General features: G+C 57.2%; 27 protein-coding genes. 19 read left to right on the top strand and 8 right to left on the bottom strand.

The features are described 5' to 3' along the window. Positions 1–18: 18 nt before the first annotated feature. A complete protein-coding gene (locus Z946_RS0103855; RefSeq protein WP_025054420.1) occupies positions 19–1,242 on the bottom strand; it encodes an acyl-CoA dehydrogenase in 1,224 nt (407 codons plus the stop codon). Between the two features lie 98 nt (positions 1,243–1,340). Between Z946_RS0103855 and Z946_RS0103860 the strand changes: the two genes are divergently transcribed. Both Z946_RS0103860 and Z946_RS20975 read left to right on the top strand, forming a co-directional pair. Beyond that, positions 1,341–2,231: a LysR substrate-binding domain-containing protein gene (locus Z946_RS0103860; protein WP_025054421.1), complete on the top strand. Its 891-nt coding sequence runs from the start codon at positions 1,341–1,343 to the stop codon at positions 2,229–2,231. Between the two features lie 98 nt (positions 2,232–2,329). Further along, a complete protein-coding gene (locus Z946_RS20975) occupies positions 2,330–2,674 on the top strand; it encodes a cupredoxin domain-containing protein (RefSeq protein WP_025054422.1) in 345 nt (114 codons plus the stop codon). A 22-nt stretch (positions 2,675–2,696) separates the two neighbouring features. On the opposite strand, the gene Z946_RS0103870 is transcribed toward Z946_RS20975, so the two are convergent. Beyond that, complete coding sequence (locus Z946_RS0103870; protein WP_025054423.1) at positions 2,697–3,383, bottom strand: SOS response-associated peptidase; 687 nt, start codon at positions 3,381–3,383, stop codon at positions 2,697–2,699. A gap of 136 nt (positions 3,384–3,519) precedes the next feature. Here Z946_RS0103870 and Z946_RS0103875 point away from each other — a divergent pair, with 136 nt between their 5' ends. Next, complete coding sequence (locus tag Z946_RS0103875; protein ID WP_025054424.1) at positions 3,520–4,779, top strand: MFS transporter; 1,260 nt, start codon at positions 3,520–3,522, stop codon at positions 4,777–4,779. A 25-nt stretch (positions 4,780–4,804) separates the two neighbouring features. On the opposite strand, the gene Z946_RS20405 is transcribed toward Z946_RS0103875, so the two are convergent. After that, the gene (locus tag Z946_RS20405; protein ID WP_037969064.1) at positions 4,805–5,845 is read right to left on the bottom strand and encodes an alpha/beta hydrolase family protein; all 1,041 of its coding nucleotides are present in this window, start codon (positions 5,843–5,845) and stop codon (positions 4,805–4,807) included. Between the two features lie 132 nt (positions 5,846–5,977). On the opposite strand from Z946_RS20405, the gene Z946_RS20980 reads away from it, so the two are divergent. Both Z946_RS20980 and Z946_RS0103890 read left to right on the top strand, forming a co-directional pair. Next, a complete protein-coding gene (locus Z946_RS20980) occupies positions 5,978–7,036 on the top strand; it encodes a helix-turn-helix domain-containing protein (protein ID WP_025054425.1) in 1,059 nt (352 codons plus the stop codon). A 149-nt stretch (positions 7,037–7,185) separates the two neighbouring features. Then, positions 7,186–7,812, top strand: a complete 627-nt coding sequence (locus tag Z946_RS0103890) for a peptidoglycan-binding domain-containing protein (protein ID WP_025054426.1) — start codon at positions 7,186–7,188, stop codon at positions 7,810–7,812. 110 nt (positions 7,813–7,922) lie between these two features. On the opposite strand, the gene Z946_RS0103895 is transcribed toward Z946_RS0103890, so the two are convergent. Then, positions 7,923–9,479, bottom strand: a complete 1,557-nt coding sequence (locus Z946_RS0103895; RefSeq protein ID WP_025054427.1) for a bifunctional metallophosphatase/5'-nucleotidase — start codon at positions 9,477–9,479, stop codon at positions 7,923–7,925. Positions 9,480–9,682: 203 nt separating this feature from the next. Here Z946_RS0103895 and Z946_RS0103900 point away from each other — a divergent pair, with 203 nt between their 5' ends. Genes Z946_RS0103900 through Z946_RS0103920 form a run of 5 tightly spaced genes read left to right on the top strand, consistent with a single transcriptional unit; the run spans position 9,683 to position 12,642 of the window. Further along, entirely contained in the window at positions 9,683–10,033 is a 351-nt protein-coding gene (locus tag Z946_RS0103900; protein ID WP_025054428.1) for a DUF952 domain-containing protein, read from the top strand. Then, on the top strand, positions 10,030–10,461 hold the full coding sequence (locus Z946_RS0103905; RefSeq protein ID WP_025054429.1) for a DUF1330 domain-containing protein: 432 nt from the start codon (positions 10,030–10,032) through the stop codon (positions 10,459–10,461). Before Z946_RS0103900 ends, Z946_RS0103905 begins: the two co-directional genes overlap by 4 nt. Positions 10,462–10,466: 5 nt before the next feature. Continuing rightward, positions 10,467–11,501 carry a quinone-dependent dihydroorotate dehydrogenase gene (locus Z946_RS0103910; RefSeq protein WP_221228677.1) on the top strand — a complete coding sequence of 345 codons (1,035 nt, stop codon included), beginning with the start codon at positions 10,467–10,469 and terminating at the stop codon, positions 11,499–11,501. Beyond that, complete coding sequence (gene arsC, locus Z946_RS0103915) at positions 11,498–11,842, top strand: arsenate reductase (glutaredoxin) (protein WP_025054431.1); 345 nt, start codon at positions 11,498–11,500, stop codon at positions 11,840–11,842. The genes Z946_RS0103910 and arsC overlap by 4 nt, the downstream gene beginning before the upstream one ends. Next, entirely contained in the window at positions 11,839–12,642 is an 804-nt protein-coding gene (locus tag Z946_RS0103920) for a class I SAM-dependent methyltransferase (RefSeq protein ID WP_025054432.1), read from the top strand. The genes arsC and Z946_RS0103920 overlap by 4 nt, the downstream gene beginning before the upstream one ends. Here Z946_RS0103920 and Z946_RS0103925 read toward each other — a convergent pair. From Z946_RS0103925 to Z946_RS0103935, 3 genes are read right to left on the bottom strand one after another with little or no spacing between them, the layout of a single operon-like run. After that, positions 12,629–13,975 (bottom strand): MATE family efflux transporter, encoded by a 1,347-nt coding sequence (locus Z946_RS0103925; protein WP_025054433.1) that lies wholly within the window; start codon positions 13,973–13,975, stop codon positions 12,629–12,631. The genes Z946_RS0103920 and Z946_RS0103925 overlap by 14 nt on opposite strands. Then, complete coding sequence (locus Z946_RS0103930; protein ID WP_025054434.1) at positions 13,965–14,468, bottom strand: PaaI family thioesterase; 504 nt, start codon at positions 14,466–14,468, stop codon at positions 13,965–13,967. The genes Z946_RS0103925 and Z946_RS0103930 overlap by 11 nt, the downstream gene beginning before the upstream one ends. Further along, positions 14,468–14,890, bottom strand: a complete 423-nt coding sequence (locus tag Z946_RS0103935) for a PaaI family thioesterase (protein ID WP_025054435.1) — start codon at positions 14,888–14,890, stop codon at positions 14,468–14,470. Before Z946_RS0103935 ends, Z946_RS0103930 begins: the two co-directional genes overlap by 1 nt. 120 nt (positions 14,891–15,010) lie before the next feature. Between Z946_RS0103935 and Z946_RS0103940 the strand changes: the two genes are divergently transcribed. Then, positions 15,011–15,415, top strand: a complete 405-nt coding sequence (locus Z946_RS0103940) for a MerR family transcriptional regulator (protein ID WP_025054436.1) — start codon at positions 15,011–15,013, stop codon at positions 15,413–15,415. A 30-nt stretch (positions 15,416–15,445) separates the two neighbouring features. Here Z946_RS0103940 and Z946_RS0103945 read toward each other — a convergent pair whose 3' ends face one another. Next, entirely contained in the window at positions 15,446–15,667 is a 222-nt protein-coding gene (locus Z946_RS0103945) for a hypothetical protein (protein WP_025054437.1), read from the bottom strand. Between the two features lie 419 nt (positions 15,668–16,086). Here Z946_RS0103945 and Z946_RS0103950 point away from each other — a divergent pair, with 419 nt between their 5' ends. The 8 genes from Z946_RS0103950 (at position 16,087) to Z946_RS0103985 (ending at position 24,487) form a co-directional block, all read left to right on the top strand. Continuing rightward, positions 16,087–16,491: a MerR family transcriptional regulator gene (locus tag Z946_RS0103950; protein WP_025054438.1), complete on the top strand. Its 405-nt coding sequence runs from the start codon at positions 16,087–16,089 to the stop codon at positions 16,489–16,491. 45 nt (positions 16,492–16,536) lie between these two features. Continuing rightward, complete coding sequence (locus Z946_RS0103955) at positions 16,537–18,318, top strand: acyl-CoA dehydrogenase C-terminal domain-containing protein (protein ID WP_025054439.1); 1,782 nt, start codon at positions 16,537–16,539, stop codon at positions 18,316–18,318. 46 nt (positions 18,319–18,364) lie between these two features. After that, a complete protein-coding gene (locus Z946_RS0103960) occupies positions 18,365–18,577 on the top strand; it encodes a hypothetical protein (RefSeq protein WP_025054440.1) in 213 nt (70 codons plus the stop codon). Positions 18,578–18,596: 19 nt separating this feature from the next. Beyond that, positions 18,597–19,754 carry an acyl-CoA dehydrogenase family protein gene (locus Z946_RS0103965; protein WP_037969065.1) on the top strand — a complete coding sequence of 386 codons (1,158 nt, stop codon included), beginning with the start codon at positions 18,597–18,599 and terminating at the stop codon, positions 19,752–19,754. A 117-nt stretch (positions 19,755–19,871) separates the two neighbouring features. Continuing rightward, positions 19,872–20,510 (top strand): glutathione S-transferase family protein, encoded by a 639-nt coding sequence (locus tag Z946_RS0103970; protein WP_025054442.1) that lies wholly within the window; start codon positions 19,872–19,874, stop codon positions 20,508–20,510. Positions 20,511–20,561: 51 nt separating this feature from the next. Then, positions 20,562–21,776, top strand: a complete 1,215-nt coding sequence (locus Z946_RS0103975) for an acetyl-CoA C-acetyltransferase (protein ID WP_025054443.1) — start codon at positions 20,562–20,564, stop codon at positions 21,774–21,776. 3 nt (positions 21,777–21,779) lie between these two features. Continuing rightward, positions 21,780–22,283 (top strand): hypothetical protein, encoded by a 504-nt coding sequence (locus Z946_RS20985; RefSeq protein WP_025054444.1) that lies wholly within the window; start codon positions 21,780–21,782, stop codon positions 22,281–22,283. A 2-nt stretch (positions 22,284–22,285) separates the two neighbouring features. Beyond that, entirely contained in the window at positions 22,286–24,487 is a 2,202-nt protein-coding gene (locus Z946_RS0103985) for a 3-hydroxyacyl-CoA dehydrogenase NAD-binding domain-containing protein (protein WP_025054445.1), read from the top strand. Positions 24,488–24,703 lie beyond the last annotated feature (216 nt).

A 24,703-nucleotide genomic window follows, 5' to 3' on the forward strand; every position in this document is an offset into this window, starting at 1 on the left:
TACGCACCTGACCCTGTCTTAGAAAAACGCCTGCAGGCCGGTTTGTGCACGCCCTAGGATCAATGCGTGCACGTCATGCGTCCCCTCGTATGTGTTCACCGTCTCAAGGTTCATCATGTGACGGATCACTTGGAATTCACCGGAAATCCCGTTGCCGCCGTGCATATCACGTGCGTTGCGGGCCACATCCAGCGCCTTACCGCAGTTGTTGCGCTTGACGATCGACACCATTTCCGGCGCGGCATTCGCCTGATCCATCAGACGCCCCACCTGCAAGGATCCTTGCAGGCCCAGCGAAATCTCGGTCATCATGTCGGCCAGCTTCTTCTGGAAAAGCTGTGTCTGCGCCAACGGCTTGCCGAATTGTTTGCGATCCAGACCGTATTGACGTGCCGCGTGCCAGCAGAACTCGGCAGCACCCATCGCACCCCAGGAAATACCATAGCGCGCGCGGTTCAGGCAGCCGAACGGACCTTTCAAACCGGACACATGCGGCAGCAAAGCTTCTTCGCTTACTTCCACACCGTCCATGACGATCTCACCGGTAATCGACGCACGCAGGGACAGCTTGTTGCCCACTTTCGGCGCGCTCAGCCCCTTCATGCCTTTTTCCAGAACGAAGCCGCGGATTTTGCCGCCATGCTCTTCGGATTTAGCCCAAACCACGAACACATCCGCAATCGGCGCGTTCGAGATCCACATTTTGGAGCCAGTCAGCTTGTAGCCGTTGGCCGTTTTCACGGCCCGCGTCTTCATGCCAGCCGGGTCAGAGCCCGCGTCGGGCTCGGTCAGGCCAAAACATCCGATCCATTCGCCAGAGCAAAGCTTGGGCAGGTATTTCTTGCGCTGCGCTTCTGATCCGTAAGCATAGATCGGATACATTACGAGGCTTGCCTGCACGGACATCATGGAGCGGTATCCGCTGTCCACACGCTCGACCTCGCGGGCGACCAGCCCGTACGAAACATAATTGCCGCCCAGCCCGCCGTATTCTTCGGGAATGGTAACCCCCAACAGGCCCATGTCGCCCATTTCCTTAAAGATGCCTTCGTCCGTGGTCTCATTGGCAAAGGCGTCGATGACGCGAGGTTGCAGCTTTTCCTGCGCATAGGCGTGTGCACTATCGCGGATCATACGCTCGTCTTCGGTCAACTGGCTGTCCAGGCGGAAGGGGTCGGACCAGTCAAAAGTACCCAGATCAGGGGCGTCCTTGGCACGCAGGATGGGGGCTTCGGCATTCATGGCAGTTCCTTTCAAAGCGTCTCGTTTTGCCATCTTATTGCAAATTCCGGCACAAAAGACTATCGCTGCTTTCTTCTGAACCTATGAGAAAAAGTCATATGATAGCCCCGCGCCGCTTTCTGCCTTCGATCTCTGCCCTGCTCGCCTTTGAAGCCGTGGCACGTCTGGGCAGCGCTACAGCAGCGGCTGCAGAGTTGTCGCTGACCCAAAGCGCGATCAGCCGCCAGCTCAAGACCCTCGAAGAACAACTGGGCGTGACGCTGATTGCCCGTCAGGGGCGGCAGTTAACATTGACCGAAGCGGGGCGTGCGTATGTGGGTAAGGTGCGCGATATCCTTAATTCCCTGGCGCAAGCCTCAGTCTCGGCCCGCACCAGCCCGTCAGTTGGCACACTCAACCTCGCCATACTACCTGCCTTCGGCATGCACTGGCTGGCCCCGCGACTTCGGGATTTTGCGCAGACCCACCCTGAAGTTACCGTAAACCTCAGCACACGGTTAAAGCCTTTCGCCATCGCGGACAGTCCTTTTGATGCGGCCATTCATTTTGGTCACGAGGACTGGCCCGGCGTGCGCTACCTGCCCCTGATGCCTGAAACGGTGGTGCCGGTATGCGCGCCCGACCTTCTGCCCCATCCGCTGAAGAACCCCGCAGGCATGCTGGACCATCCACTCTTGCATCTTGAGACACGGCCCAAAGGTTGGTCACGCTGGCTGGCCGCATTGGAGGTCGAGGCAGAGCCACCCGTTGGTATGGTTTTCGATCAGTTTTCTACGATGGCGCAGGCAGCGATCCACGGTCTGGGTGTCGCACTGCTTCCGACGTTCTTTGCCGATCCCTACCTCAAGGATCGGCAATTGGTGCTCGCCTCTGCCCAGACAACACAAAGTATAGGCAGCTATTTTCTGGTCTGGCCCGACGCCCGCGAGGAAGGCCCTGCACTGACCGCTTTCCGCACGTGGTTGGCCACACAAACAAATGACGCATAGCGGGACGCAAAAATGGCGGAGGCGCCAAATTTTCGCCTCATTTACCCTTTAGTGCAAATTGTATGTGACCGGGTGGGGCCGTTACTAGGAGCATTACTATGCTTAATTCTTATCGTTCGGGCATCTGCGCCCTCGCTGTTGCGACCTCGTTTATTGCGGGTGCTGCACAAGCGGAAAGCCACGTTGTTCTGATTATGGAAGGCGGATACTTTCCGGCTGTAACTTACGTCAGCGCAGGCGACGAAGTGATCTTTCGCAACGAATCCGGCGCAACCCATGAAATGGGTGGACCGGAAGATGTCTGGTCCTCCGGCCCAATCGGGATGGACGGAACATACCACCTCAGCCTGTCAGAAGAGACCCCGCTGGTCTTTACGGGTGTGAGCGGTGGTATCGAAATGCAAGGCGAAGTCAGCTACGATACGCCGCCACTTTCTGAGTAACACTCCCCGTTTGTAACGGCTGTCAAATCTCCTTGGCGTCCTGCGCCAGGGGGATTATAAGTTCCGGCCCGCTTGCGCGGTTGGAATTGACCGCACGCGAGACGCGGTGCCATGACAGCAGATCATCGGGTGCGGCAATCATTAACCTAGCAGCCCCCTTGTCGGCTTCGCCCAGCCAAAGCGGCCAATCCTGTTGATTCAGGATAACAGGCATCCTGTGATGGATGGCCTGCATACTCTCGTTCGCGCCCGTCGTGACAACAGCACAGGTCTGCATGCGCCCGCCCTCGGGATCGGTCCAGTCCTGCCAAACCGCAGCAAAGGCCAACGGTGCTGCATCAGAGCGGTAAATGTACCACGGATCACGCCCGCCTTCTGCGTCCTTCGTCCATTCATAAAAGCCTGTCGCGATGATGATGGCGCGGCGGGTGCGGGCCGCATCGCGGAAGGCTGGCTTTTCCGCAATCGTTTCGGCCCGCGCATTGATCAATAAGGGGCCGCCGGACGGTCTCTTGTACCATTTCGGAATGAACCCCCACCGCATCGCGGATAGCTTGCGTGTGGCAGTTGCGTCGCTTGTGACCACAGGAACTTGTGTTGTCGGACACACATTATAGTTGGGCACTGAAGGCAGATCATTCGCGGGGGCAGCCGCGAACAATTGCGCCATCGCATCCGGTGGCAAGGTCAGTGCCATGCGTCCACACATTTGCGGCGCTCCCATAGGTCAATTCTTGCCCATCAATGTAGGATGATTTCTTTGACAGCGCAAAATGAACCTTGCGGGTTTTCATGGCAAGTGTGATCTGCAAAGGTCAGTGAAACCCGCAAGCAAGGCCCGCCTCATGCGTCAATATCTCCCTATTTTCTCGCTCTTGCTTGGTTCAGCCTTTCTGCTTTTCGCCGGAGGCATCAATGGGCTTATTTTGCCAGTGCGCGGCAATGCGGAGGGGTTTTCGAGCGTTTCTTTAGGGCTCTTGGGCACAGGCTGGGCTGTGGGATACGTTGCTGGATGTATCATGGTGCCCGCACTTGTGGCGCGGGTGGGCCATATCCGTGCCTTCGGCGCATTGGCCGCAATTGCGGCAGTGTCGATGCTGGGAAGTGCTATTGCTGTCATGCCGTGGGCATGGATAGTCCTGCGCGGCGTCTGCGGCTTCTGCTTTGCCGGTGCGGCGATGATTGTGGAAAGCTGGCTGAGCGAACAGACCGACCCCGGATCACGCGGGCGGGTCTTCGGCGTTTATACGATGGTCAATCTCGGCGCAAATACAGCCGGCTACCTGATGCTGACACTCGGCGACACGTCCGGATTTTTCTTCTTCGCGCTTGCCGCGATTTTCTATTGCCTTGCCCTCGTTCCCACAGCGCTGAGCAACACATCTACCCCCGCCCCGCTGGTAAGCGTGAAGCTCAATATGAAATCACTCTGGCGCAACTCTCCCGTCGCGGTATTCGCGGTCTTTTGGGTTGGCGTTTCCAATGCGGCCTTTGGTACGCTGGCCCCTGTTTATGCTCAACAGGTGGGGCTGGTCCTGACTGCGGTCGCCGTCTTTACCGCTGTGCCGATCCTCGCAGGTGCGGTGATGCAGATGCCAATCGGCCTGATGTCAGACCGGATGGACCGTCGTAAGGTTCTGACCGGTGTTGCTGTTCTGGCGCTGGCGGCCGATTTATCCTTTATCGTGATCGCGCCCGAGGGGCGCATGCTGAACCTCGCGCTCGCCGCACTATTGGGTGGATCAATCTATGCCATGTATCCGATTATCGTGGCGCATGCGAACGACCACGCCGATCCCGGTACTGCGATCCAGATCTCAGGTGGCCTGCTATTGACCTATGGTATCGGGTCGATCGTGGGTCCGACAGTGGCAGGCTGGGCGATGACAGAAGTCGGCATACGCGCCTTGTTTCTCGTGACGGCCTGCGCACATGGCATGGTCATCCTTTACACCCTATGGCGTATGGCGAAACGCGAGGCTGTTGCAGAGGATGAAAAGTCGAACTTCCAGCCGATCAATGCGGGGCGTACATCCAACCTGCAAACAGCTGAGACATCCCAGAATGATGCCCCGTCTTTGGAAACTGATAGCAGCGGCACCTGAGATACCGCTGCTGTCTTCGGCAGTTTTACTGGAACGCGGCAACAACTGCTTTTACGATCAGCGCATGGTCCGCTTCACGCTCGGCATCGCCATTCTTGCAGATGATTTCGTCGCCCGGTTCTTCCTCTGCCAAAATCTCCATCGCAGCAGGCTTGCACACGCTCAGAAAATCGAAGTGTGACAGGGTTTCGGGCTCCAAGTACGTCACTTGGGTCTCTGGCAAGGCCGCCCGCAGAGCGCGCGATTCAATGTCCAGATCGAGACCGGCGATATCTACCGGTGCGCCGATCACCAGCAGTGGGCGCTCAATCGCGGCAAGACTTTGGGCTGAGAACGTCTGCGTCCCACCCAGATCGAAAACGCCAAAACCCTTGATCCGGCTGTCTGACAAATCCGCACTCATCGCAGCTCGATCTTCCGGTGTCTTGCCAACCTGCCAATTGGCAAAGATGCCACAAACCAGTTCATCTGGCTGATCCGCGCAAAAGGCCTCGAACCCTTCTGCATCGTACTGCGCCCCTGCCAGTGCCATCGCCGTAAAACCACCCAGCGAATGACCCGCCATATAGATACGTTCAGCATCGATGAGACCGCTTAGTGACGGATCGCTCAAAGCATGGCCGATAACCCGCGAAATATCTGCCGGCCGGTCCCACATTTGCCGCGCATGATCGGGGTCTCGCGACCAAGTCGACGTGCCGGGATGGCTGATGGCTGCAACGATATAACCTTCATCCACCAAGGCATCCGCAAGCCACGTCTGGTTCATCGCATTCCCGTACATGCCATGGGACAGGACCACGAAGGGGTGCTTGCCCTCTGCTGGTGCCGCATCTTCAATCGCTTCAATGCCCTGCCAAACCGCATTGGTGTGGTGCGTTTCGATCCGCCCGTTTTCGGTTGTGGGATACCACAGGAAGCCTTCAAGCGGGCGGTCCGTGCGACTGTCGGTTACAGTAAGTGCGGTGATGCCGGTATTCATCGTATCGGCCTGCGCCGGTTCTGCAAATGTTGCGCCAGCAGAGATTGCGAGGGTGAGTGCGGTGATGTGAAGTGTATGTCTCATGTCCCGTTTCCTTTGTGTGGGGTGTTGATGACATTGAGATTGCGGACCACGCTCAATAAAACAACGGGTTGAGCGGTCAAACCCTGTCCTCTATCACGATCAAGGACAGGTCATGCGGATAAGAGGACAGATATGGGTACGAATATGATCTCGATCCCCTTGCCCATGCTGGCATCGCTGCTTTGTGCAGTGATCGCGCCCTTGATGTTGCGTCTTGATCCGGGTCGGCGCGCGGCGTCGATTTTCTTTGCTTTGCTCTTTGCCGACTTTGCGGTTCAGTCGCTGCTGGTCGGGTTGCGGTTTGGCTACGGCGTGGAGCGTTTCATTCCACTGCAGCGGGTTCTGCCGCTTTCGGTGGGGCCAATCCTTTACCTCGGGTTTGCTGCACTTGCGCAACCGCCCAAGGAATTTCGCAAGAGCATGATTTTGCATCTGGGCATCGCTGCTGTGACGGCGCTGGTCCTGTTGGTCATGATCCGCTATTTCCGCGAAGTCGACGTGTTTATCGCGCTTAGCTACATTATCTATGCCGTGCTCCTGATCCGGCTGGCGCGGCGCGGTCCGGATCATCTGATATTTGCCCGCCTTGATATTGCGGCCAATGCTGTGCGCTGGGCATGGGGTGCCGCTGGTTTGCTGGTTGCCCTCCTGACGCTTGATACCACCATCGCGCTGAATTTTGCACTTGGCGGAGGACAGCAGGCACCGGCACTTGTAACCATGGGGTCGGCGTTGCTGATCGCGGTGTTGCTGGTGATCCTTGCCAGCGTTCCCGTCCTTGTCGCGGGCCAGAAATCAAGTGCCGGCCGCCCTGCCCCGCAGGCCGAAGATGAAGACCAAAAACTTGAAGCTTCTGCACGCGAAATGTTGAACCGCAGCCAGATCTACCTCGATCCGGACCTGACCGTGCAACGCATTGCCCGCCGGCTCAGCGTGCCGGAGAGCAATCTGTCCAGCGCAATCAATAACAGCCAAGGCATGAACGTTTCCCAATATGTGAACGGTTTCCGGCTGAACCACGCCGCACGGCTCCTGCGTGAAACGGACGCCTCGGTGTCAAAGGTGATGACACAGGCAGGGTTTCTGACCCGCTCGAACTTCTACCGCGAATTTCAGCGCGTCTACGGTCAATCCCCCGCAGGCTACAGAACGCAGAACGCCGGCCCGGATGCATTTTCCCAAAAACGTTGACGCCGCATCAGGCCGCTTGTTACCCTCCCGCCATTCATAGGAACTGCGCTATTTCGCGTACCGGCATTAATTTTGTGCCTTTTTCCAAACCATTCATCGCGGGCATTGGCCCTGTTTTGAGAAAGTGATTTGAGCAAGGAGTATTTCACTTGGGTAGTATTGTTAAACGTGGCAGCAAGGGCGGCCATATCATTCCGTTGAACGCGGCGCTCTACAACAAGGGGTTCAAAAAGGTTCCCGATCCCTCAGACCCGAACGCAGCATCGGAATTCACCGCCGAAACCGAAAAGGCGGTGAAGGCCATCCAGAAACGGTACGGCGTCCGCCCTACCGGTGTATGTGATGTAAACGGCATGCTGTTCGCGCTGGGAAAAAGCCCAAAGGATTTCCTGGCAAATCCGCATGACTTCACCTCGGTTTCCGACAAGTATTCAAAGAAACAGGATGAACACGGAAAGCGCGCGGATCGCCTTGTAAAGGACATCAGCGATGAAATGAGGGCGCTGAAAGACCGCGTATCCCGCTTCAAGGACAACTTCGGAGAGGCGATCACAAACGATTTCGTCCATGCGGTTCAGGTTCTTGAGGCCGACTGGGACATGTATCAGACAAGCAACGATCTGCTTGAGCGCTTTCGATTGGTCCAGTCGATGAAGAAATGGGAAAAAAAGGCGGCAGCGGCACAATCACGGGCCGATCAGGAAGTCGCCATCGCCGTGAAATACATCAAGTCCCTCGAAGGCGTGCTCAAGCAGCTCAAGGGCGCGGGACACTGAAGAGGCAAATGCGGCGCGCGCGCTCTTGGGCTTCTGCAGCTGCTTTGAAAAACGAAAGAAAGGCGCATTTTAGCAATGCGCCTTTCTCTTGTTGCTGAAATCGACGGTCGCTACTTTACCGTAATACGGCCATCTGTGTATGGCTTGTATGGCGCATTGGCCGCGATGAACTCAGCTGTTACATCTGCCAGATCGGGCCCGAAGTCGTAGGCGTTTTCAGCCGTCTTGAACATGGCATAGCCATCACCGCCATTGCGGACATAGTTGTTGGACACAACGCCGTATGTCTTTTCCATCTCGATGGGTGCGCCACCGACCATGACATCGCTGATGCGTGAACCTGCCTCAGCCTTGGCATCAAAGGCGTAGGACATGCCAGCAACCTGTGGGAAGCGGCCTGCGCCTTCCTCGACTTGCGACACACCGTTCTCAAGCGCTTCGACCAGAACAGCACCTGTCACCTGAAACGTGGACAGCGTGTTCTGGAACGGCAGGACCGTCAGCACTTCGCCCATAGTCACTTCGCCCGCGTCGATGGATGCACGGATACCACCGCCGTTCTGGATCGCGACCTGAATGCCTTGATCCGCTACACGCGCCAGCATCGCATCGGCAATCAGGTTGCCCATGGTGCATTCCTGCGCTCGGCAGACTTCGCGGTCACCGCCAATGGCTTCGTCCGTCTGTGCGACAACCTTGCTGCGGATTTCTTCAAGCGGGGCTGCTGCCTCGGTAATCCGTGAAACGGTGCCCTCGTCTTGCGTTACAGCAGCATCCAGAATGATCGGCTCGCCCGCGGCTTCGGTAATGTTCCCATCGTCGTCAAAGGTGACATTCAGCTCGCCCAGAAACTTGCCGTAGGCATAGGCCTGCACGATAGCAGTGTTGCCCACCATGGTCGGATAAGGACCTGCTGCGCGATCATTGGTATTGCTGAGCAATGTATTCGAGTGGCCGCCCACGATCACATCAACACCTGTGGTGCCTGCCGCAACTTCCTGATCCACCGCATAAGAAGAGTGGCTGAGTACGATGATCTTGTTCACACCATCCGCTGTCAGCTTGTCGACTTCGCCCTGCACGGCCGCAACCGGATCAGAGAAGGTAATGTTGTCACCGGGGCTTGCCAGCTCGTCAGTGTCTTGTGGTGTCAGGCCAATCAGGCCCAGTTTTTCACCGCCGCGCTCGATCACGGTGGATTTGGTCAGAGTGTCCGCCAGAAGTGGTTCTGCCGAAACATCGGCGTTCGACATCAGAACCGGAAAATCAACGGCGTCCATGAAACCCTTAAGGACCTCGGGACCATCGTCGAATTCGTGGTTGCCCACGGTCATCGCGTCATAGCCCATCTTGTTCATCATCTCGGCCGCAAGCGCGCCCTTATAATAGGTGTAGAACAATGTGCCCTGAAACTGGTCGCCACCATCCACAAGGATCGAATTGTTGGTGCGTGTGCGTGCCTCGTTGATCGCCGTGACCAGACGGGCAGAGCCGCCAAAGCATTTGCCTTCGCCATTGTCCTCGGCGGAGCAAGGACCGTCATACTTGCTGATCGGCTCGAACCGCGCGTGGAAGTCATTCGTGTGCAGGATTGTGAGTTGATAATCGGCTGCCGCAGCGCCGGCCATCAGGCCCAGTGCTGCAACGCTCGTCAGGAATCGTGTCATTGGTTTTCCCCCAAATGGAATCTGATAGCCTATCGTGACCTGCGGCCCGCAGGCTGTCAAAGATGTTGTCGGTGCCTGCCCCCACGTCCACTTCATTGCCGCTTAATACCAAGGCAGCTTCGGCGCGGAGCCGACACAGATTAGCACGACAGAGCTCGGTCTCGCGGCTTGACCCCGCACGCATGGACAGGCATCACCAATCCATGTTGATTTTCAAGATTTTCCGAACCGATGAATGGCAGACCTTGCGCCGCGATGGCGAAACTGCGGGTGCGCCGATTGATCTGGCTGACGGCTACATTCACTTCTCGACCGCCGCTCAGGCCGCAGAAACCGCTTCCAAACATTTCGCCGGTGCTGAGGATCTTTTCCTCGTGGCTGTCGATGCTGATGCCGCGGGCGAAATGTTGAAATGGGAAGTGTCGCGTGGGGATGCGCTTTTCCCGCACCTCTACCGCAAAATGCTGATGTCTGATGTCGTCTGGGCGCAGCCGCTGGAGCTGAAAGATGGTGTGCATCAATTTCCGCCCGGACTGGAGAAAGCAAGCCAATGACCGATTACGTCGACCCCGACCGCATGCAGTTCGACGCATTCAAGGCGCTCGACCGTGATGCCCCCCTGAACATGCTGAACCTCGTCCGGTTTCGCGATCTGGCGAACTATCCGGGCGATCACGAGTTGGCTCGCGATGGGCTGACGGGTGCGCAAGCCTATGCGCTCTACGGCGAGAAGACCGCCGCGATCCTTGAAAAAGTCGGTGGCAGCATAGTCTGGCGCGGGACCTTCGAGGCGACGCTGATCGGTCCATCGGATGAAGTCTGGGATGCCATGTTTATCGTGGCCTATCCAACTGCGCATGCTTTTCTTGCGATGATATCGGACCCTGACTACCAAAAGCAGGTTGTACACCGCCAGGCCGCCGTAAAAACATCGCGCCTGATCCGCACACAAGGTGCCGAAGCCAAGGATCATTTTGCGTGAATACCCTGATTGAGCGTCTGGGGCTCAGCGCCCTGCGCCGGCTGGACCCGGAGGCCGCGCACGGTATCGCACTTCGCGCCCTGCAAAGCGGACTTGCGGCCAAGTCGGGACCCGTCACAACCCCACGGCTCAAGACCACGCTCGCGGGGATTGCATTGCCCAATCCGGTGGGCCTTGCGGCGGGGTTTGACAAGAACGCAACGGCTATTGCCCCGCTATCGCGCGCAGGCTTTGGTTTTATCGAGGTCGGTGCCGCAACCCCTTTGCCGCAACCCGGCAACCCCAAGCCACGGCTCTTCCGCCTGACGCAGGACCGCGCCGCGATCAACCGGTTCGGGTTCAACAATGAAGGCGCCGAACGCATCTGCGCCAGACTTGCCCTGCGTGGAACCGGCATTCCTGTCGGCCTTAACCTAGGGGCTAACAAGACCAGCACAGACCGCGCAGCAGATTTTGCCCGCGTGATGGAAGCCGCCCGCAGCCACGTTGATTTCGCAACGGTAAATGTCTCTTCGCCCAACACCGAAAAGCTGCGCGATCTGCAAGGCAAGGCGGCCCTTGCTGGTCTGCTGGAGGGTGTCATCGAAGTGCGCGGCACCACGCCGGTTTTCCTCAAGATTGCGCCCGACCTGACGGAGCCGGAAATTGCCGATGTGGCTGAAGTTGCAGCAGACGCAGGTGTCAGCGCCATTATCGCAACAAACACCACGCTGGATCGCACCGGCCTGCACGGTCCTCATGCAAACGAAGCGGGCGGGCTTTCGGGCGCGCCGCTGTTTGAACGCTCAACGCGGGTACTGGCACGCCTTTCGACCCTTACGGATATTCCGCTAGTGGGTGTTGGCGGCATAAGCTCTGCTCAAGATGCCTATGCCAAGATTTGCGCGGGCGCGAGTGCTGTCCAACTGTATACGGCGCTGGTTTTTGGCGGTCTTTCGCTAGTGACCGAAATTGCTCAAGGCCTCGACAAACTGCTGGCGCGGGACGGGTTCGAGACTGTTGCAGACGCCGTTGGCAGCAAGCGGGAGGACTGGTTGTGATCACGCTATGGCATAATCCGCGCTGTTCCAAATCACGCGCGGCACTTGCATTGCTGAAAGACGCGGGCGCAGATGTAGTCGTAAGGCGATACCTTGAGGATGCGCCAAGTGCGGAAGAAATCTCCGAACTGCAAGAGATGCTCGGGATGCCATCCGTGCGCGCAATGATGCGCACCGGCGAGAAGGTGTTCAAGGAAATGGCGCTGGGTCCAGATACACCGGATGCGGCGTTAATCGCGGCGATGGTCGCGCATCCGATTCTGATCGAACGTCCCGTAGCCATCAAGGCGGACCGCGCCGTCATCGGCAGACCTCCCGAAACCGTATTGGACCTTGTGTGACAGATTTCTCGGAAGTCACCGCTAAAAATCGCGCGGCCTGGGACGCCTCCGCTCCGCATCATGGTCAGGGTGACTATTGGCAGGAACTGCGCGCAGGCTTTGCCGATGCCACCTATTCACGCTTTGACAGTACCCTGTCTGACGCGTTGATCGCAGCAGGCATAAAGGGGGGCCGCGCCGTGCAGATTGGCTGTAACAACGGGCGCGAAGTCCTGTCAGCCTGTGCCTTGGGTGCGAAGGAATGCTGGGGGATCGACCAGTCGGCGGCTTTTCTGGCGCAAGCGGCGATCCTGCGCGACATCTCCGGCCACCCTGCCCGTTTTCTTGAGGCGGATATCTACGATCTTCCCAAGGACTGCCCAACCGGTTTCGATGTTGCCTTTATCACTATCGGTGTTCTGAACTGGATGCCGGACCTGCCAGCATTCTTTGATGCCGTGACGCGCCTGCTGCGCGATGGCGGGCGGTTGGTAATTTACGAAACGCATCCGGTACTTGAGATGTTCGATCCCGAGGCCGCTGACCCGATGCGCCCCACCATCAGTTATTTCCGCCCCGATCCGTTCATCGAGACCGGCGCAATCACTTATGACGGCTCAACCCCTGATGATGTGTCAGAGAGCCATTGGTTCATCCATCCACTCGGCGTGATCGTGCAAAGCTGTCTTGATGCCGGATTGGCTCTGACCGGTTTGAGGGAATTCCCGCATTCTATCCGTGAAGTTGATTACGACATTTATGCAGGTCAAGATGTGCAGATCCCGATGAGCTTTATGCTGCAAGCCGTCAAGGTGCCGTGACCGCGCGTTCCAGCGCCGGATAGCGCAGACCCAGCGTGATCCCTCGGACGACAAAAGAGATCAGCATCGCCGCCCATAGACCGTGATTGCCATAAGCCGGCACAAGCAAGGCCACCGCTCCAACAAATATCAGGAACGAAATGCCCATCATATTGCGCATATCCCGCGAACGGGTTGCGCCGATGAAGATACCATCCAGCATAAAGGCACCAACGCCCGCCAGCGGGACAAGCACAACATACCCAAGATAGATCCGCGCCTCTGTCTGCACTTCTGGGGCTTTGGCCATCAGATCAATGATTTGAGGCCCCATAGTCCAGAAGCCGACGGCCATTAACAGGGAGATCAACGTCGCCCAGAATGACGCCAAGACGGCACCACGGCGCAGAGCGGTCACATGACGTGCGCCCACGGCGCGGCCCACCAATGCCTCGGCTGCAAAGGCAAAACCGTCCAGACCGTAAGCCGTAATCATCAGGAATTGCAGCAGAACCTGATTTGCCGCCAGCGTGACGTCACCCATGTCAGAACCGAGAAATACGAAGGACAGAAAGATCGCTTCGAGCAACATCGACCGGATCAGAATGTCGGTATTCAGTTTAACCATACGCACCCAGCGCAAGCGGTCAAAGACCTGCAGCCAGTTGCGCCAGTCAGGGCTACGGAATGCCGCGCGGCAGAACCATAAGCCCATTGCAGCCCCGCTCCATTCAGCCAGAAAGGTGGCCAAAGCAACACCTTGCACACCCCAATCGAGCCCAAGCACGAACCACAGATCAAGACCGATATTCAGACCGTTCATCCAGAGCTGGATCACAAGGACAGCTCGCGTGCGTTCCTGTGCGATAAGCCACCCAGTGATGGCATAAATCGCAATCGCTGCCGGGGCAGACCAGACGCGGATGCTCATGTATTGCCGCGCGAGCAATTCCACCTCGGAGGATGCTGGTGATACGCTGAACGCCGCCCAGAACAGGGGCAGCTGCAAGGCAATCACCGCCAAACCTGCGCCGAGCCCGATCAGCAATCCGCGTGTCAAAAGTGCGGCGACTTCTGCGGTGTCGTCGTCGCCTGCGGCCTGCGCGGTCAACCCCACAGTGCCCATGCGCAAAAACCCGAAGAACCAATAGAAGGCAGACAGAACGATGGCCCCCAGCCCGACGGCACCAATCGGGGCCGCAAGCCCCATCTGACCAACAACACCGGTGTCCACCGCCCCCAGGATCGGTACCGTCGCATTTGAGACCACAATCGGCAGTGCAATGTGCAGAACCCTGCGGTGCGTGATCGCGGCAGTGGCTTCTGCCGCGGTGGGTTTGGCTTTATCCTTCACGCTTTGGCATCACAAAATGCCCTGTCGCCTGAGCGTAGAGCCGCGCACGATTGTCCTGCCACCCCTCCACATGAACACTTGCATAGCGCCGCCCCGCCCGATTGATCCGCGCCCGCGCGTAAGCGTCGCGCGGCAAGCCCGAGCGCAAATAGTCCACCGTGAAATCAATAGTCTTGGGCAGACGTGGCAAGTGGTCACGGTCGAGGTTTTCGACATCCAGCCCACCGCTCTCCATTTCTTCCCAGATTGATCCCCAGCTGAGCGAAATAATCGCTGTGACTTCGAGGAAAGCAGCAGTCGCGCCGCCGTGAAGCGCGGGCAGGATCGGATTGCCGATCAACTCCTCTTTAAAGGGCATGATGGCTGTTAATTCGTCCCCGCGCCGCTCGAACTGGATACCCAAAAAGCGGATGTACGGGACGGCATCAACCAGCGTCCGCAACACACCGTCACGACGTTGTTTGACCACCTGCATCGGTTCGGGACGTTTCATTATTTGCCGCTCCCTGCCGTAAATGTTCCCGTGGCCATGGCGACGGGAACGTCGTCTTCCTCATCCATTGCGGTTGCGCGGACAAAGGCCACTGAGCGCGTAACGTGATAGCACGTCGCCTTCGCCGTTATCCGCTGACCCGGTGTGGCAGCGCGCAGGTATTCGATGCGCAAATCAATTGTTGCCGTGCCCGCTGGATTGCTGGGGTGGCTCATGACAGCGGCCCCGCAGCATGTGTCCATCAACGCAGAAACAGCTCCGCCATGCACAACGCCGGTTTTCGGATCACCGACAATCGTTTCCGAATAGGGCATGGAGATCGTCGCATCCCCTGATTCCAGCGCATCAAGGGTCATGCCCAGTGCCTGCGCATGCGGCAGTGCCTGTATGAATTGTCCTGCAAGCTTGATCATGTTCGACATTGCCGTGCGATCCTTCTAGCGAATTTCGTTCTTTATCTGTGGCAAGTTGCCAAAGGGCAAGACCACCTGTTGCGCTTGCCTGCCCATCGTCCTAGCCTATGCCTCCGGGAGCGAAGCACTATGGAAGAAGACCGTCTTAATTTTAAGGAAATGTGCGCCACATTCGATGTGACGCCACGTACGCTGCGGTATTACGAGTATATCGAACTGCTGCAGCCAGACCGTGAGGGACGTGCGCGTTTCTACGGAGCGCGCGAGCGGGCCCGCATGGCGTTGATCCTGAATGGCCGGAAATACGGCTTCCCGCTTGAGGTTATCCGGCAATGGCTGCTGATTTACGAAAAAGAAGGCACCGAAAGCCAGATGAGGGCATGGGTCAATCTTGCTGATGAGCAACTGGCCGAGCTTACAGAACAACGCGCCCAACTGGACGTGGCGATAAAAGACCTGGAGCGATCGCGCGACGAGACTGCGTCTTACCTCGCTGAACTGGATGCGCCTGAGACAGCGGAAAAAGCCAGCTGAAGGCCCAGGCATGCGGTAAAAATCGCGTGTCTATTCGTCCGTGATTTCTGCCGTTTCTTTGATAAGGTCCAAAAGCCTTTCAAGCTCAACCGTCACCGCGATCAGATCCCCGACCACAGTGCTGGGCACCTTGTCGGCAAGCTCGAATGTTCCTTCTTCGATCAGTCGGGCAGCAACCGACAATGATGATACCGTTTCGCTCAATTCATCCTGTAGCTTTGAATGCACCTGTCCTGTCGTGGCACTGGCCATGATACCCCTTTCAAAGTGTGGAAACGACGTTTAGCCGGACCTCAAACTATTATTAACTTTGGTTAATATTTGGTTAACACAGCAACGATAAGTCGGCCTTTGCGCGTTATTTGCAACGCTGTAACGCCACCATACCGCCGCGTAGCTTTGGAGGGTGTGTGCGCACACACCGTGCGTGGTTAAATGACGCTAAACCGGCTTTTCCGGCAATATATCGCTGCCACCGGTGCCAAGATCCAAAAAAGTTCGAATTTCGCGCTTCACTAAAAGCACAGCATTACCAAAGGTCTAGCTACGTCAACCTCAAAGTTGACGTAACGTCCCCCTTACGTCAATGTAAATCTCTATTGTATGCATCCCTCAAACACCACACATGCCCTAGAGTAATTCAACGACGCAGTGTGATGAGAGAAGATGAAATGACCAGTGACATGATGACAATTCGCCAGATGTGCGACGCCTTTGAGGTAACACCGCGGACCTTGCGCTTTTACGAAGCCAAGGAGTTGCTTTTCCCTGAGCGTCAGGGACAAAAACGCCTGTTTACCCGTCGCGACCGTGCGCGTCTCAAGTTGATCCTGCGCGGCAAGCGTTTCGGTTTCAGCCTCGAAGAAATCCGCCAGTTGCTCGACCTGTACCACATGGGCGACCAGCAACAGACACAGATCACCCGTGCACTCGACATTGCGCGCGATCGGTTGGCCGACATGGAAAACCAGCGCAAGGAACTTGATGCGGCGATTGATGATCTCAAAGAACAGCTCAAGTGGGGGGAAAAGATGATCACATCGATCCGGCAACCCCGCAGGACCGCTGCCGAATAGGCAGTACAAGACAAACACTCATATTCCATTCCAACGGAGAGCCACATGCCATCATACACAGCGCCCACGAAAGACATGCAGTTCGTGCTGCATGATGTTCTGAAGATCAATGAAGCCTCGATCCCCGGTTATGAGGACCTTGATCCGGATTTCACTTCTGCGATCCTTGAAGAAGCGGGCAAGCTGACGTCCGAAGTGATCGCCCCCCTGAACACAGTGGGTGATACCGAAGGCTGTCGTTTGGAAAACGGTGTCGTCTACACGCCTACCGGTTTCAAAGATGCTTTCGAGAAGGTCAAAGAAGGTGGCTGGACCGGTTTGGACATGCCAGAACAGTATGGCGGTCAAAACATGCCGCAGGTCATCGGCTCTGCCGTGGGCGAGATGTTCTCGGCAGCCAATCAGGCGTTCACCATGTATCAGGGCCTGACCCACGGTGCTGCCTCAGCGATTCTGGCGCACGGCACGGACGCGCAAAAGGACACCTTCCTGCCCAAGATGGTGTCCTGCGAATGGACCGGCACAATGAACTTGACCGAGCCGCATTGCGGCACCGATCTGGGCATGATGCGCACCAAGGCCGCCCCACAGGCGGACGGTTCATACAAGATCAGCGGCCAGAAGATCTTCATCTCTTCCGGCGAGCATGACATGGCTGGCAACATCATCCATCTGGTCCTTGCCAAAATCGAAGGCGGTCCAGAAGGCATCAAAGGGGTGTCCCTGTTCATCGTTCCCAAGTTCGTCGTGAACGAAGACGGCTCACTGGGTGAGCGCAACGGCGTATCTGTCGGTTCTATCGAAGAAAAAATGGGAATCCACGGCAACTCCACCTGCGTGATGAATTACGACGAAGCGACCGGCTATCTTTTGGGCGAAGAGCACAAGGGCATGCGCGCCATGTTCACAATGATGAACGAAGCCCGTCTGGGTGTGGGCATGCAGGGTCTGGCACAGGCCGACGTGGCATATCAGAACGCGTTGGAATATGCGAAGGACCGCTTGCAAGGCCGCGCCGTGACCGGTGCCGAAGCCCCCGACAAGGCGGCTGACCCGATCATCGTGCACCCTGATGTGCGCCGTTCGTTGATGGACCAGAAGAGCTTTGCCGAGGGCGCACGGGCGTTCATCCTCTGGGGCGCAACCATGATTGATGCCGCGCACCGCTCCGAAGATAAGGACGCGGATGGTCTGGTGTCCCTGCTGACACCAGTGATCAAGGGCTTCCTGACGGACGTCGGCTACGACATGACCGTCAAAGCCCAGCAGGTCTATGGTGGCCACGGCTACATCGAAGAGTGGGGCATGTCCCAGTTCACCCGCGACGCACGTATCGCCATGATCTACGAAGGTGCGAACGGTGTTCAGGCACTTGATCTGGTGGGTCGGAAGCTCGCTCAGGATGGCGGCAAGCACGTTATGGCCTTCTTCGATCTGGTCAAATCCTTCATTAAGGACAACGCCGGTCAGGACGCTGATTTTGACAAGGACTTCATGGAACCGCTCAAGAATGCGTCCAAGGATCTGCAAGCGGCTGGCATGTACTTTATGCAGAACGGCATGAAAAACCCCAACAACGCGTTGGCGGGGTCAAACGACTTCATGCATATGTTCGGCCATGTTTGCCTTGGTCTGATGTGGGCCAAAATGGGTCTGGCAGCGAAAAATGCGCTGGCTGGTGGTGCCTCTGACGCGGCGTTCTATGAGACAAAGCTGGCAACCGGCCGCTATTACATGGCGCGTCAGCTTCCTGCCACCGCGCTTCACCTGACCCGCATCCAGACAGGTGCGGACACGGTTATGGCGCTGGACGTGGCTAACTTCTAAGGTGGCGGCGGGGCTTGCCCCCGCCCTACCCATATCGGAGAGACCTGTGCCCAAACGCTTTCGCCTGACCCGTCGCTTTCCCGTCGCCATGACAGAGGATGGCTACCGCGCGCTGAAAAAATTTAGCGCCGAGGCGGGACTGGACGAAGGGGAGGCCCTGTCTTTTCTGTTCGAGAATTTTAGCTCGGTGATGAACGAGGAGAACCTGACCGCAAGGCTCAGGTTGTTCAACGCCGAACTTGAAGACCGAAAACGCTAAGAAACGCCGGGAGGAAACGATGAAAGATATCGCGACGCAAACATCCAGCTGGATGACTGAAGAGCATCAAATGCTTGCGGATATGACCGCGAACTTCATCAACACCGAATGGGCCCCCAAATTCGAAAAGTGGCGCAAACAGTCCGAAATGGACCGTGATACCTGGAACGAGGCTGGCGCACTTGGCCTTTTGTGCGCCTCTATTCCGGAAGAATATGGCGGAGCCGGTGGTGATTTCGGCCATGAAGCGGCAATTCTGATCGAAGCGGCCCGCGCCAATCTGGCCAGCTGGGGCAACGGCATCCATTCCGGTATCGTGGCGCACTACATCCTGTCCTACGGGACAGAAGAGCAGAAGAAACGCTGGTTGCCCAAGATGGTCTCGGGCGAGATGGTTGGTGCCTTGGCGATGACCGAACCTTCCACCGGATCAGATGTGCAAAACATCAAGACCAAAGCCATTCGCGAGGGCAACGCCTATCGCCTGTCGGGGCAAAAGACATTTATCACGAACGGCCAACACGCCGATCTGATCATCGTGGCGGCAAAAACGGACCCGACACAAGGCTCCAAAGGTGTCAGCCTTGTGGTGGTTGAGACCGACGGCGCAGAGGGTTTCCAGCGCGGTCGCAATCTTGAGAAAATCGGCAAGCACGCGTCCGACACGTCTGAGCTGTTCTTTGACAACGTCGAAATTCCGCCAGAGAACATTCTGGGACAAGAAGAAGGCAAGGGCTTCTATCAGATGATGCAGCAATTGCCGCAGGAACGCCTGATCATCGCCTGCGAAGCAGTGGGCGCAATGGAAGGTGCAGTTGAGCGCACCATCGCGTATTGTAAGGAACGCGAAGCCTTTGGCGGCAACCTGCTGCAATTCCAGAACACCCGCTTCAAACTGGCCGAGTGCAAAACAAAGACCGCAGTTGCGCGGGCTTTTCTGGACCAGTGTATGGCAGAGCACCTGCGCGGTGAATTGACCGTCGATCGCGCGGCGATGGCGAAATACTGGCTTACTGACACACAGGGCGAAGTGCTTGATGAATGCCTTCAACTGCACGGCGGCTATGGATTTATGCAGGAATACGCCATCGGCGAGATGTGGACCGATGCGCGCGTCCAGCGCATCTATGGCGGCACCAACGAGATCATGAAGGAATTGATCGCGCGCAATCTGTAATCGCGCGCCTCAGGCGACAGACGGGGTGAGATATCAGGCCAAGAGATTAAGAACGGATCCACGTTTCGTTTCATTCTTTCAAGGCCCCTCACACAACAGCAGCAAAAGGACCATCATATGACCATTAAACTGCACTGCTTCGGCGAATCCGGCCACTCCTACAAGGCGGCTCTGGCGCTTCAGCTATCGGGTCTGGACTGGGAGCCGGTCAAGATCGACTTTTTCGCCGGTCAGGGGCGCACGCCGGAGTTTCGCGGCGAGATGAATGTGATGGGCGAAGCGCCTGTGATGATAGACGGGGACATCAAACTGACACAGTCAGGCGTCATTCAGGAATACGTTTCCGAAAAATCGGGCAAGCACGGTGGCCGCAACGTTGAAGAACGCCGCGAAATTCTGCGCTGGATCCTTTGGGATAACCACAAGCTCAGTTCCATGGCCGGGGTCACGCGGTTTTTGATGAACTTCCTGCCCGAAGACAAGCAACCCAAAGAGGTGATCGGCTTTAACCTGGGCCGCCTCAAAGCTGCCTATGACGTGCTTAACAGCCATCTTGAAGGGCGCGAGTGGATTGTTGGTGACAGCATCACCAACGCCGACATGACCTGTTGCGGATACCTATTCTATCCCGAACCGTTCGGCTTTGACCGCGCCGAGTGGCCGAATATTGATGCGTGGCTTACGCGCATCTCGGACACACCGGGCTGGAAAGCCCCCTATGACCTGATGCCCGGATCTCCAGCGGACCGGGCCTGACACACCACGCGCCTTTCGCGCATGAATAATGATAAGAACCGGAGTAAACATATGACCACCGACGCCTATATCTACGACGCCCTGCGCACCCCGCGCGGCAAAGGCCGCAAAGACGGCGCACTGCACGAAGTGACTGCGCTGCGCCTGTCAGCGCAAACCATGAACGCTCTGAAAGAGCGCAACAACCTTGAGGGCCATGCCGTCGAAGACGTGATCTGGGGCAATGTAACCCAAGTCATGGAGCAAGGCGGCTGCCTTGCACGTTCTGCCGTACTCGCCTCCGATCTGGACGAGAGTATCCCCGGCCTCGCGATCAACCGCTTTTGCGCGTCCGGTATGGAAGCGGTGAACCTTGCCGCCAACCAGGTACGCGGTGGCGCAGGCCACGCTTATATCGCAGGTGGTGTCGAAATGATGGGCCGCGTTGCGATGGGTTCCGATGGTGCAGCCATTGCCGTCGATCCAAGCCTCGCGCTGGAGCAGTATTTTGTCCCGCAGGGTATCTCTGCTGACATCATCGCCACTGAATACGGCTATTCCCGCGATGACGCAGATGCGCTGGCAATGGAAAGCCAGAAGCGTGCGAAAGCTGCATGGGATGACAAGCGGTTTGCCAAATCCGTGATCGAGATCAAAGACCAGAACGGTCTGACGATCCTCGATCATGACGAATACATGCGCCCCGAAACAGACATGCAGAGCTTGGGCTCGCTCAACCCTGCGTTCCAGCAGATGGGTGAGGTCATGCCCGGCTTTGATAAAGTCGCCATGCTGAAATACCCACACCTTGAGCGGATCAACCACATTCACCACGCGGGCAACTCGTCCGGTATTGTGGATGGTGCGGCGGCAGTGCTGATCGGCAACAAGGAATTTGGTGAACAGTACGGCCTCAAGCCACGCGCGCGTATCCGCGCCACAGCCAAGATCGGGACAGACCCGACCATCATGCTGACGGGCCCCGTTCCGGTGACCGAAAAAATCCTTGCAGACAACGGCATGAACATTGGCGACATCGACCTTTTCGAGGTCAACGAAGCCTTTGCTGCTGTGGTCATGCGCTTCATGGAAGCGTTCAATGTCGAGCACGAGAAGGTCAACGTTAACGGAGGTTCCATCGCCATGGGGCACCCGCTGGGCGCGACCGGTGCGATGATCATCGGCACGTTGCTGGACGAGCTGGAGCGTCAGGACAAAGAAGTAGGTCTCGCCACGCTTTGCATTGCGTCCGGCATGGGTGCCGCCACGATCATCGAGCGGGTCTAAGACATGGTAGAAGGCGGGCAAACAGCGCTGGGCGTACAAGAGATGATCTTGGAGGAGACTGGCAAAGCCATGCTCGCCAACGACTTCGACGCTTTCGCGCATTGTTTCGCCCTGCCTCATACGATCGAGACGCCAGACAGAAAGACGGTGCTCAAGACACGTGCAGCCCTTCAAGATGTGTTCGACCTTGTGTTGGAGGATTATCGCAAAAGAGGCGTAACCAACCTGATCCGTATTTGCGAGATCGCGGAATACCGCGGTCCGCTTCGGATTGAGGCGACGTATATGACACATGTTATGTCTGGCAACCTGCGCGTTCTCGATCCCTACCCGAGCTTCTGTGTGCTCGAACTCATTGAAGACCGCTGGCAGATCAGCGCAAGCCAATATGCCTTGGACAAAGCAACAACCGTGGGCCGTGCACTGGAAACCAGAATGGGGGCTGCAAGCCCGACATCCGGCATCCGCCATACAAAAGCCGCCACGACAGACGAAAGAAAGAACTGAACATGACAGACTTTACTATGAAAACCGACGCCGACGGCGTTGCGATCATCACTTGGGACGTCGCAGACAAATCGATGAACGTGATGTCCATCGACGGGCTGAGCGAACTCGATGCCCTGATCGATCAAGCACTGGCCGACGATGCCATCAAGGGTGTTGTCATCACCTCCGGCAAAGACGGATCATTTGCAGGCGGTATGGACCTTAACCTGCTTGCCACGCTCAGAGCGGAAGCAGGCGATGATCCGGCCAAGGGCCTTTTCGAAGGTACGATGCGCATGCACCATCTGCTGCGCAAGATCGAGCGTGCGGGCATGGACCCCAAGACAAACAAAGGCGGCAAACCGATTGCTGCCGCCCTGCCCGGCACTGCCGCTGGCATCGGGCTTGAGCTGCCGCTGGCCACGCACCGCATTTTCTGTGCCGATAACCCCAAGGCCCGCATCGGCTTGCCCGAAATCATGGTTGGCATCTTCCCCGGTGCCGGCGGCACAACCCGTCTGAACTTCAAGCTTGGCGCGATGGCGGCCTCCGGCTTTCTGCTTGAGGGCAAAATGGTCGCCCCTGCCGCTGCTGCAAAAGCGGGCCTGATCGACGAAGTGGCCGCTGATCCGGTCGCCGCCGCGAAGGAATGGGTACTGAACGCAAAAGACGCAGATCTGGTCAAGCCATGGGATGCCAAGGGCTACAAAATGCCCGGTGGCGCACCGTATCACCCCGCAGGTTTCATGACGTTCGTTGGTGCCAACGCGATGGTGAACGGCAAGACCAAGGGTGCCTTCCCTGCGGCCAAGGCGCTTCTCTCTGCCGTATACGAAGGCGCATTGGTGCCTTTCGACACGGCCCTTAAGATCGAAGCACGTTGGTTCACGTCCGTTCTGATGAACCCTTCCTCTTCCGCGATGATCCGTTCCTTGTTTCTGAACAAGGAAGCGCTTGAAAAAGGCGCTGTGCGTCCTGCGGGCATCCCCGACCAGCGCGTCAAGAAACTGGGCGTTCTGGGTGCCGGCATGATGGGCGCGGGCATTGCGCTTGTGTCCGTACAGGCCGGTATCGAAGTTGTGCTGATCGACCGTGACCAAGCTGCTGCCGACAAGGGCAAGGCATACGCCGAAGCCTATTTCGACAAAGGCATCGCGCGCAAGAAAGGCACCGTTGAAAAGAAAGAAGCAGCCCTTGCCCTGATCAACGCAACACCTGATCTGGACGCACTCAAAGGATGTGATCTGATCATTGAAGCTGTCTTCGAAGACCCCGCAGTCAAGGCCGAGATGACCCAGAAAGTCGAAGCCGTGATCCCTGAGGATTGCATCTTTGCCTCCAACACCTCGACGCTGCCGATCACCGATCTGGCCAAAGCGTCAAGCCGCGCCGAACAGTTCATCGGCATCCACTTCTTCAGCCCAGTTGAACGCATGGCGCTGGTGGAAATCATCAAGGGTAAAGAAACCGGCGACCGTGCCGTTGCCAAGTCCCTCGATTATGTCCGCCAGATCCGCAAAACGCCCATCGTGGTCAACGACGCGCGCTTCTTCTATGCCAACCGTTGCATCATTCCTTACGGTGGTGAAGCAAACCGCATGATCACCGAAGGTGTCGCACCTGTCCTGATCGACAATGCCGCGCAGATGCTCGGCTTCCCTGTCGGTCCGGTACAATTGGGTGACGAGACATCCATCGATCTGGCAACCAAGATCATGCGCGCCACCAAGGCGGCGATGGGCAACGCCTATCCAGCGTCCGAGGCGGATGACCTTATTGTCTGGATGGAAGACGAGGGCCGTCTGGGTCGCAAGGCCAAAGCCGGTTACTTTGATTATGATGAAAAGGGCAAGCGTCTGGGCTACTGGAAAGGCGTACATGACCGCTATCCACTGGCCGAAGTGCAGCCTGATCTGCAAGAAGTGCAGGACCGTCTGATGTTTGTTCAGGTCCTCGAAGCCGTGCGCGCACTGGAAGAAGGTGTGCTGATGGACATCCGCGAAGGTGACGTGGGTGCGATCCTTGGCTGGGGTTTTGCGCCTTGGTCCGGTGGCCCCTTCTCATGGCTCGACATGATCGGCACGCCTTACGCGGCCGAGCGCTGTGACGAGCTTGAAGCCAAGTTCGGCGAGCGGTTCAAATGCCCTGACCTACTGCGCGAAATGGCCGACAAGAACCAGACGTTCTATGGCCGCTTTGGCAAGGAAGCTGCGGCAGCGTAACACTACGCCTCGGAACCAAGTGACTAAGGGAGGCTTCGGCCTCCCTTTTTCATTCCGCGCAAAATTACCTTGCAACGAATCTCAATCTCCCCTTCAATTGTCTGACATTTAAAACCCCGCGCATCTTCGATAGAGTTGCGCCGGCCCCGGGACCGCTTTGAACCCGTGCAATTGAGACATGGGCGAGCCGATTTCGGACATTAATGTTGAAATCTG

Source organism: Sulfitobacter noctilucicola (assembly GCF_000622385.1).
Taxonomy (GTDB): Bacteria; Pseudomonadota; Alphaproteobacteria; order Rhodobacterales; family Rhodobacteraceae; genus Sulfitobacter; species Sulfitobacter noctilucicola.

Coding starts and splice junctions, on each gene's coding strand:
- Z946_RS0103940 (WP_025054436.1), top strand. CDS start 15,011: ATGGAAGAAGACCGTCTTAATTTTAAGGAAATGTGCGCCACATTCGAT.
- Z946_RS0103875 (WP_025054424.1), top strand. CDS start 3,520: ATGCGTCAATATCTCCCTATTTTCTCGCTCTTGCTTGGTTCAGCCTTT.
- Z946_RS0103935 (WP_025054435.1), bottom strand. CDS start 14,890: ATGTCGAACATGATCAAGCTTGCAGGACAATTCATACAGGCACTGCCG.
- Z946_RS0103900 (WP_025054428.1), top strand. CDS start 9,683: ATGTTGATTTTCAAGATTTTCCGAACCGATGAATGGCAGACCTTGCGC.
- Z946_RS0103970 (WP_025054442.1), top strand. CDS start 19,872: ATGACCATTAAACTGCACTGCTTCGGCGAATCCGGCCACTCCTACAAG.
- Z946_RS0103870 (WP_025054423.1), bottom strand. CDS start 3,383: ATGTGTGGACGCATGGCACTGACCTTGCCACCGGATGCGATGGCGCAA.
- Z946_RS0103855 (WP_025054420.1), bottom strand. CDS start 1,242: ATGAATGCCGAAGCCCCCATCCTGCGTGCCAAGGACGCCCCTGATCTG.
- Z946_RS0103985 (WP_025054445.1), top strand. CDS start 22,286: ATGACAGACTTTACTATGAAAACCGACGCCGACGGCGTTGCGATCATC.
- Z946_RS0103955 (WP_025054439.1), top strand. CDS start 16,537: ATGCCATCATACACAGCGCCCACGAAAGACATGCAGTTCGTGCTGCAT.
- Z946_RS0103975 (WP_025054443.1), top strand. CDS start 20,562: ATGACCACCGACGCCTATATCTACGACGCCCTGCGCACCCCGCGCGGC.
- Z946_RS0103945 (WP_025054437.1), bottom strand. CDS start 15,667: ATGGCCAGTGCCACGACAGGACAGGTGCATTCAAAGCTACAGGATGAA.
- Z946_RS20975 (WP_025054422.1), top strand. CDS start 2,330: ATGCTTAATTCTTATCGTTCGGGCATCTGCGCCCTCGCTGTTGCGACC.
- Z946_RS20405 (WP_037969064.1), bottom strand. CDS start 5,845: ATGAGACATACACTTCACATCACCGCACTCACCCTCGCAATCTCTGCT.
- Z946_RS0103895 (WP_025054427.1), bottom strand. CDS start 9,479: ATGACACGATTCCTGACGAGCGTTGCAGCACTGGGCCTGATGGCCGGC.
- Z946_RS20980 (WP_025054425.1), top strand. CDS start 5,978: ATGGGTACGAATATGATCTCGATCCCCTTGCCCATGCTGGCATCGCTG.
- Z946_RS0103860 (WP_025054421.1), top strand. CDS start 1,341: ATGATAGCCCCGCGCCGCTTTCTGCCTTCGATCTCTGCCCTGCTCGCC.
- Z946_RS0103930 (WP_025054434.1), bottom strand. CDS start 14,468: ATGAAACGTCCCGAACCGATGCAGGTGGTCAAACAACGTCGTGACGGT.
- Z946_RS20985 (WP_025054444.1), top strand. CDS start 21,780: ATGGTAGAAGGCGGGCAAACAGCGCTGGGCGTACAAGAGATGATCTTG.
- Z946_RS0103965 (WP_037969065.1), top strand. CDS start 18,597: ATGAAAGATATCGCGACGCAAACATCCAGCTGGATGACTGAAGAGCAT.
- Z946_RS0103950 (WP_025054438.1), top strand. CDS start 16,087: ATGACCAGTGACATGATGACAATTCGCCAGATGTGCGACGCCTTTGAG.
- Z946_RS0103905 (WP_025054429.1), top strand. CDS start 10,030: ATGACCGATTACGTCGACCCCGACCGCATGCAGTTCGACGCATTCAAG.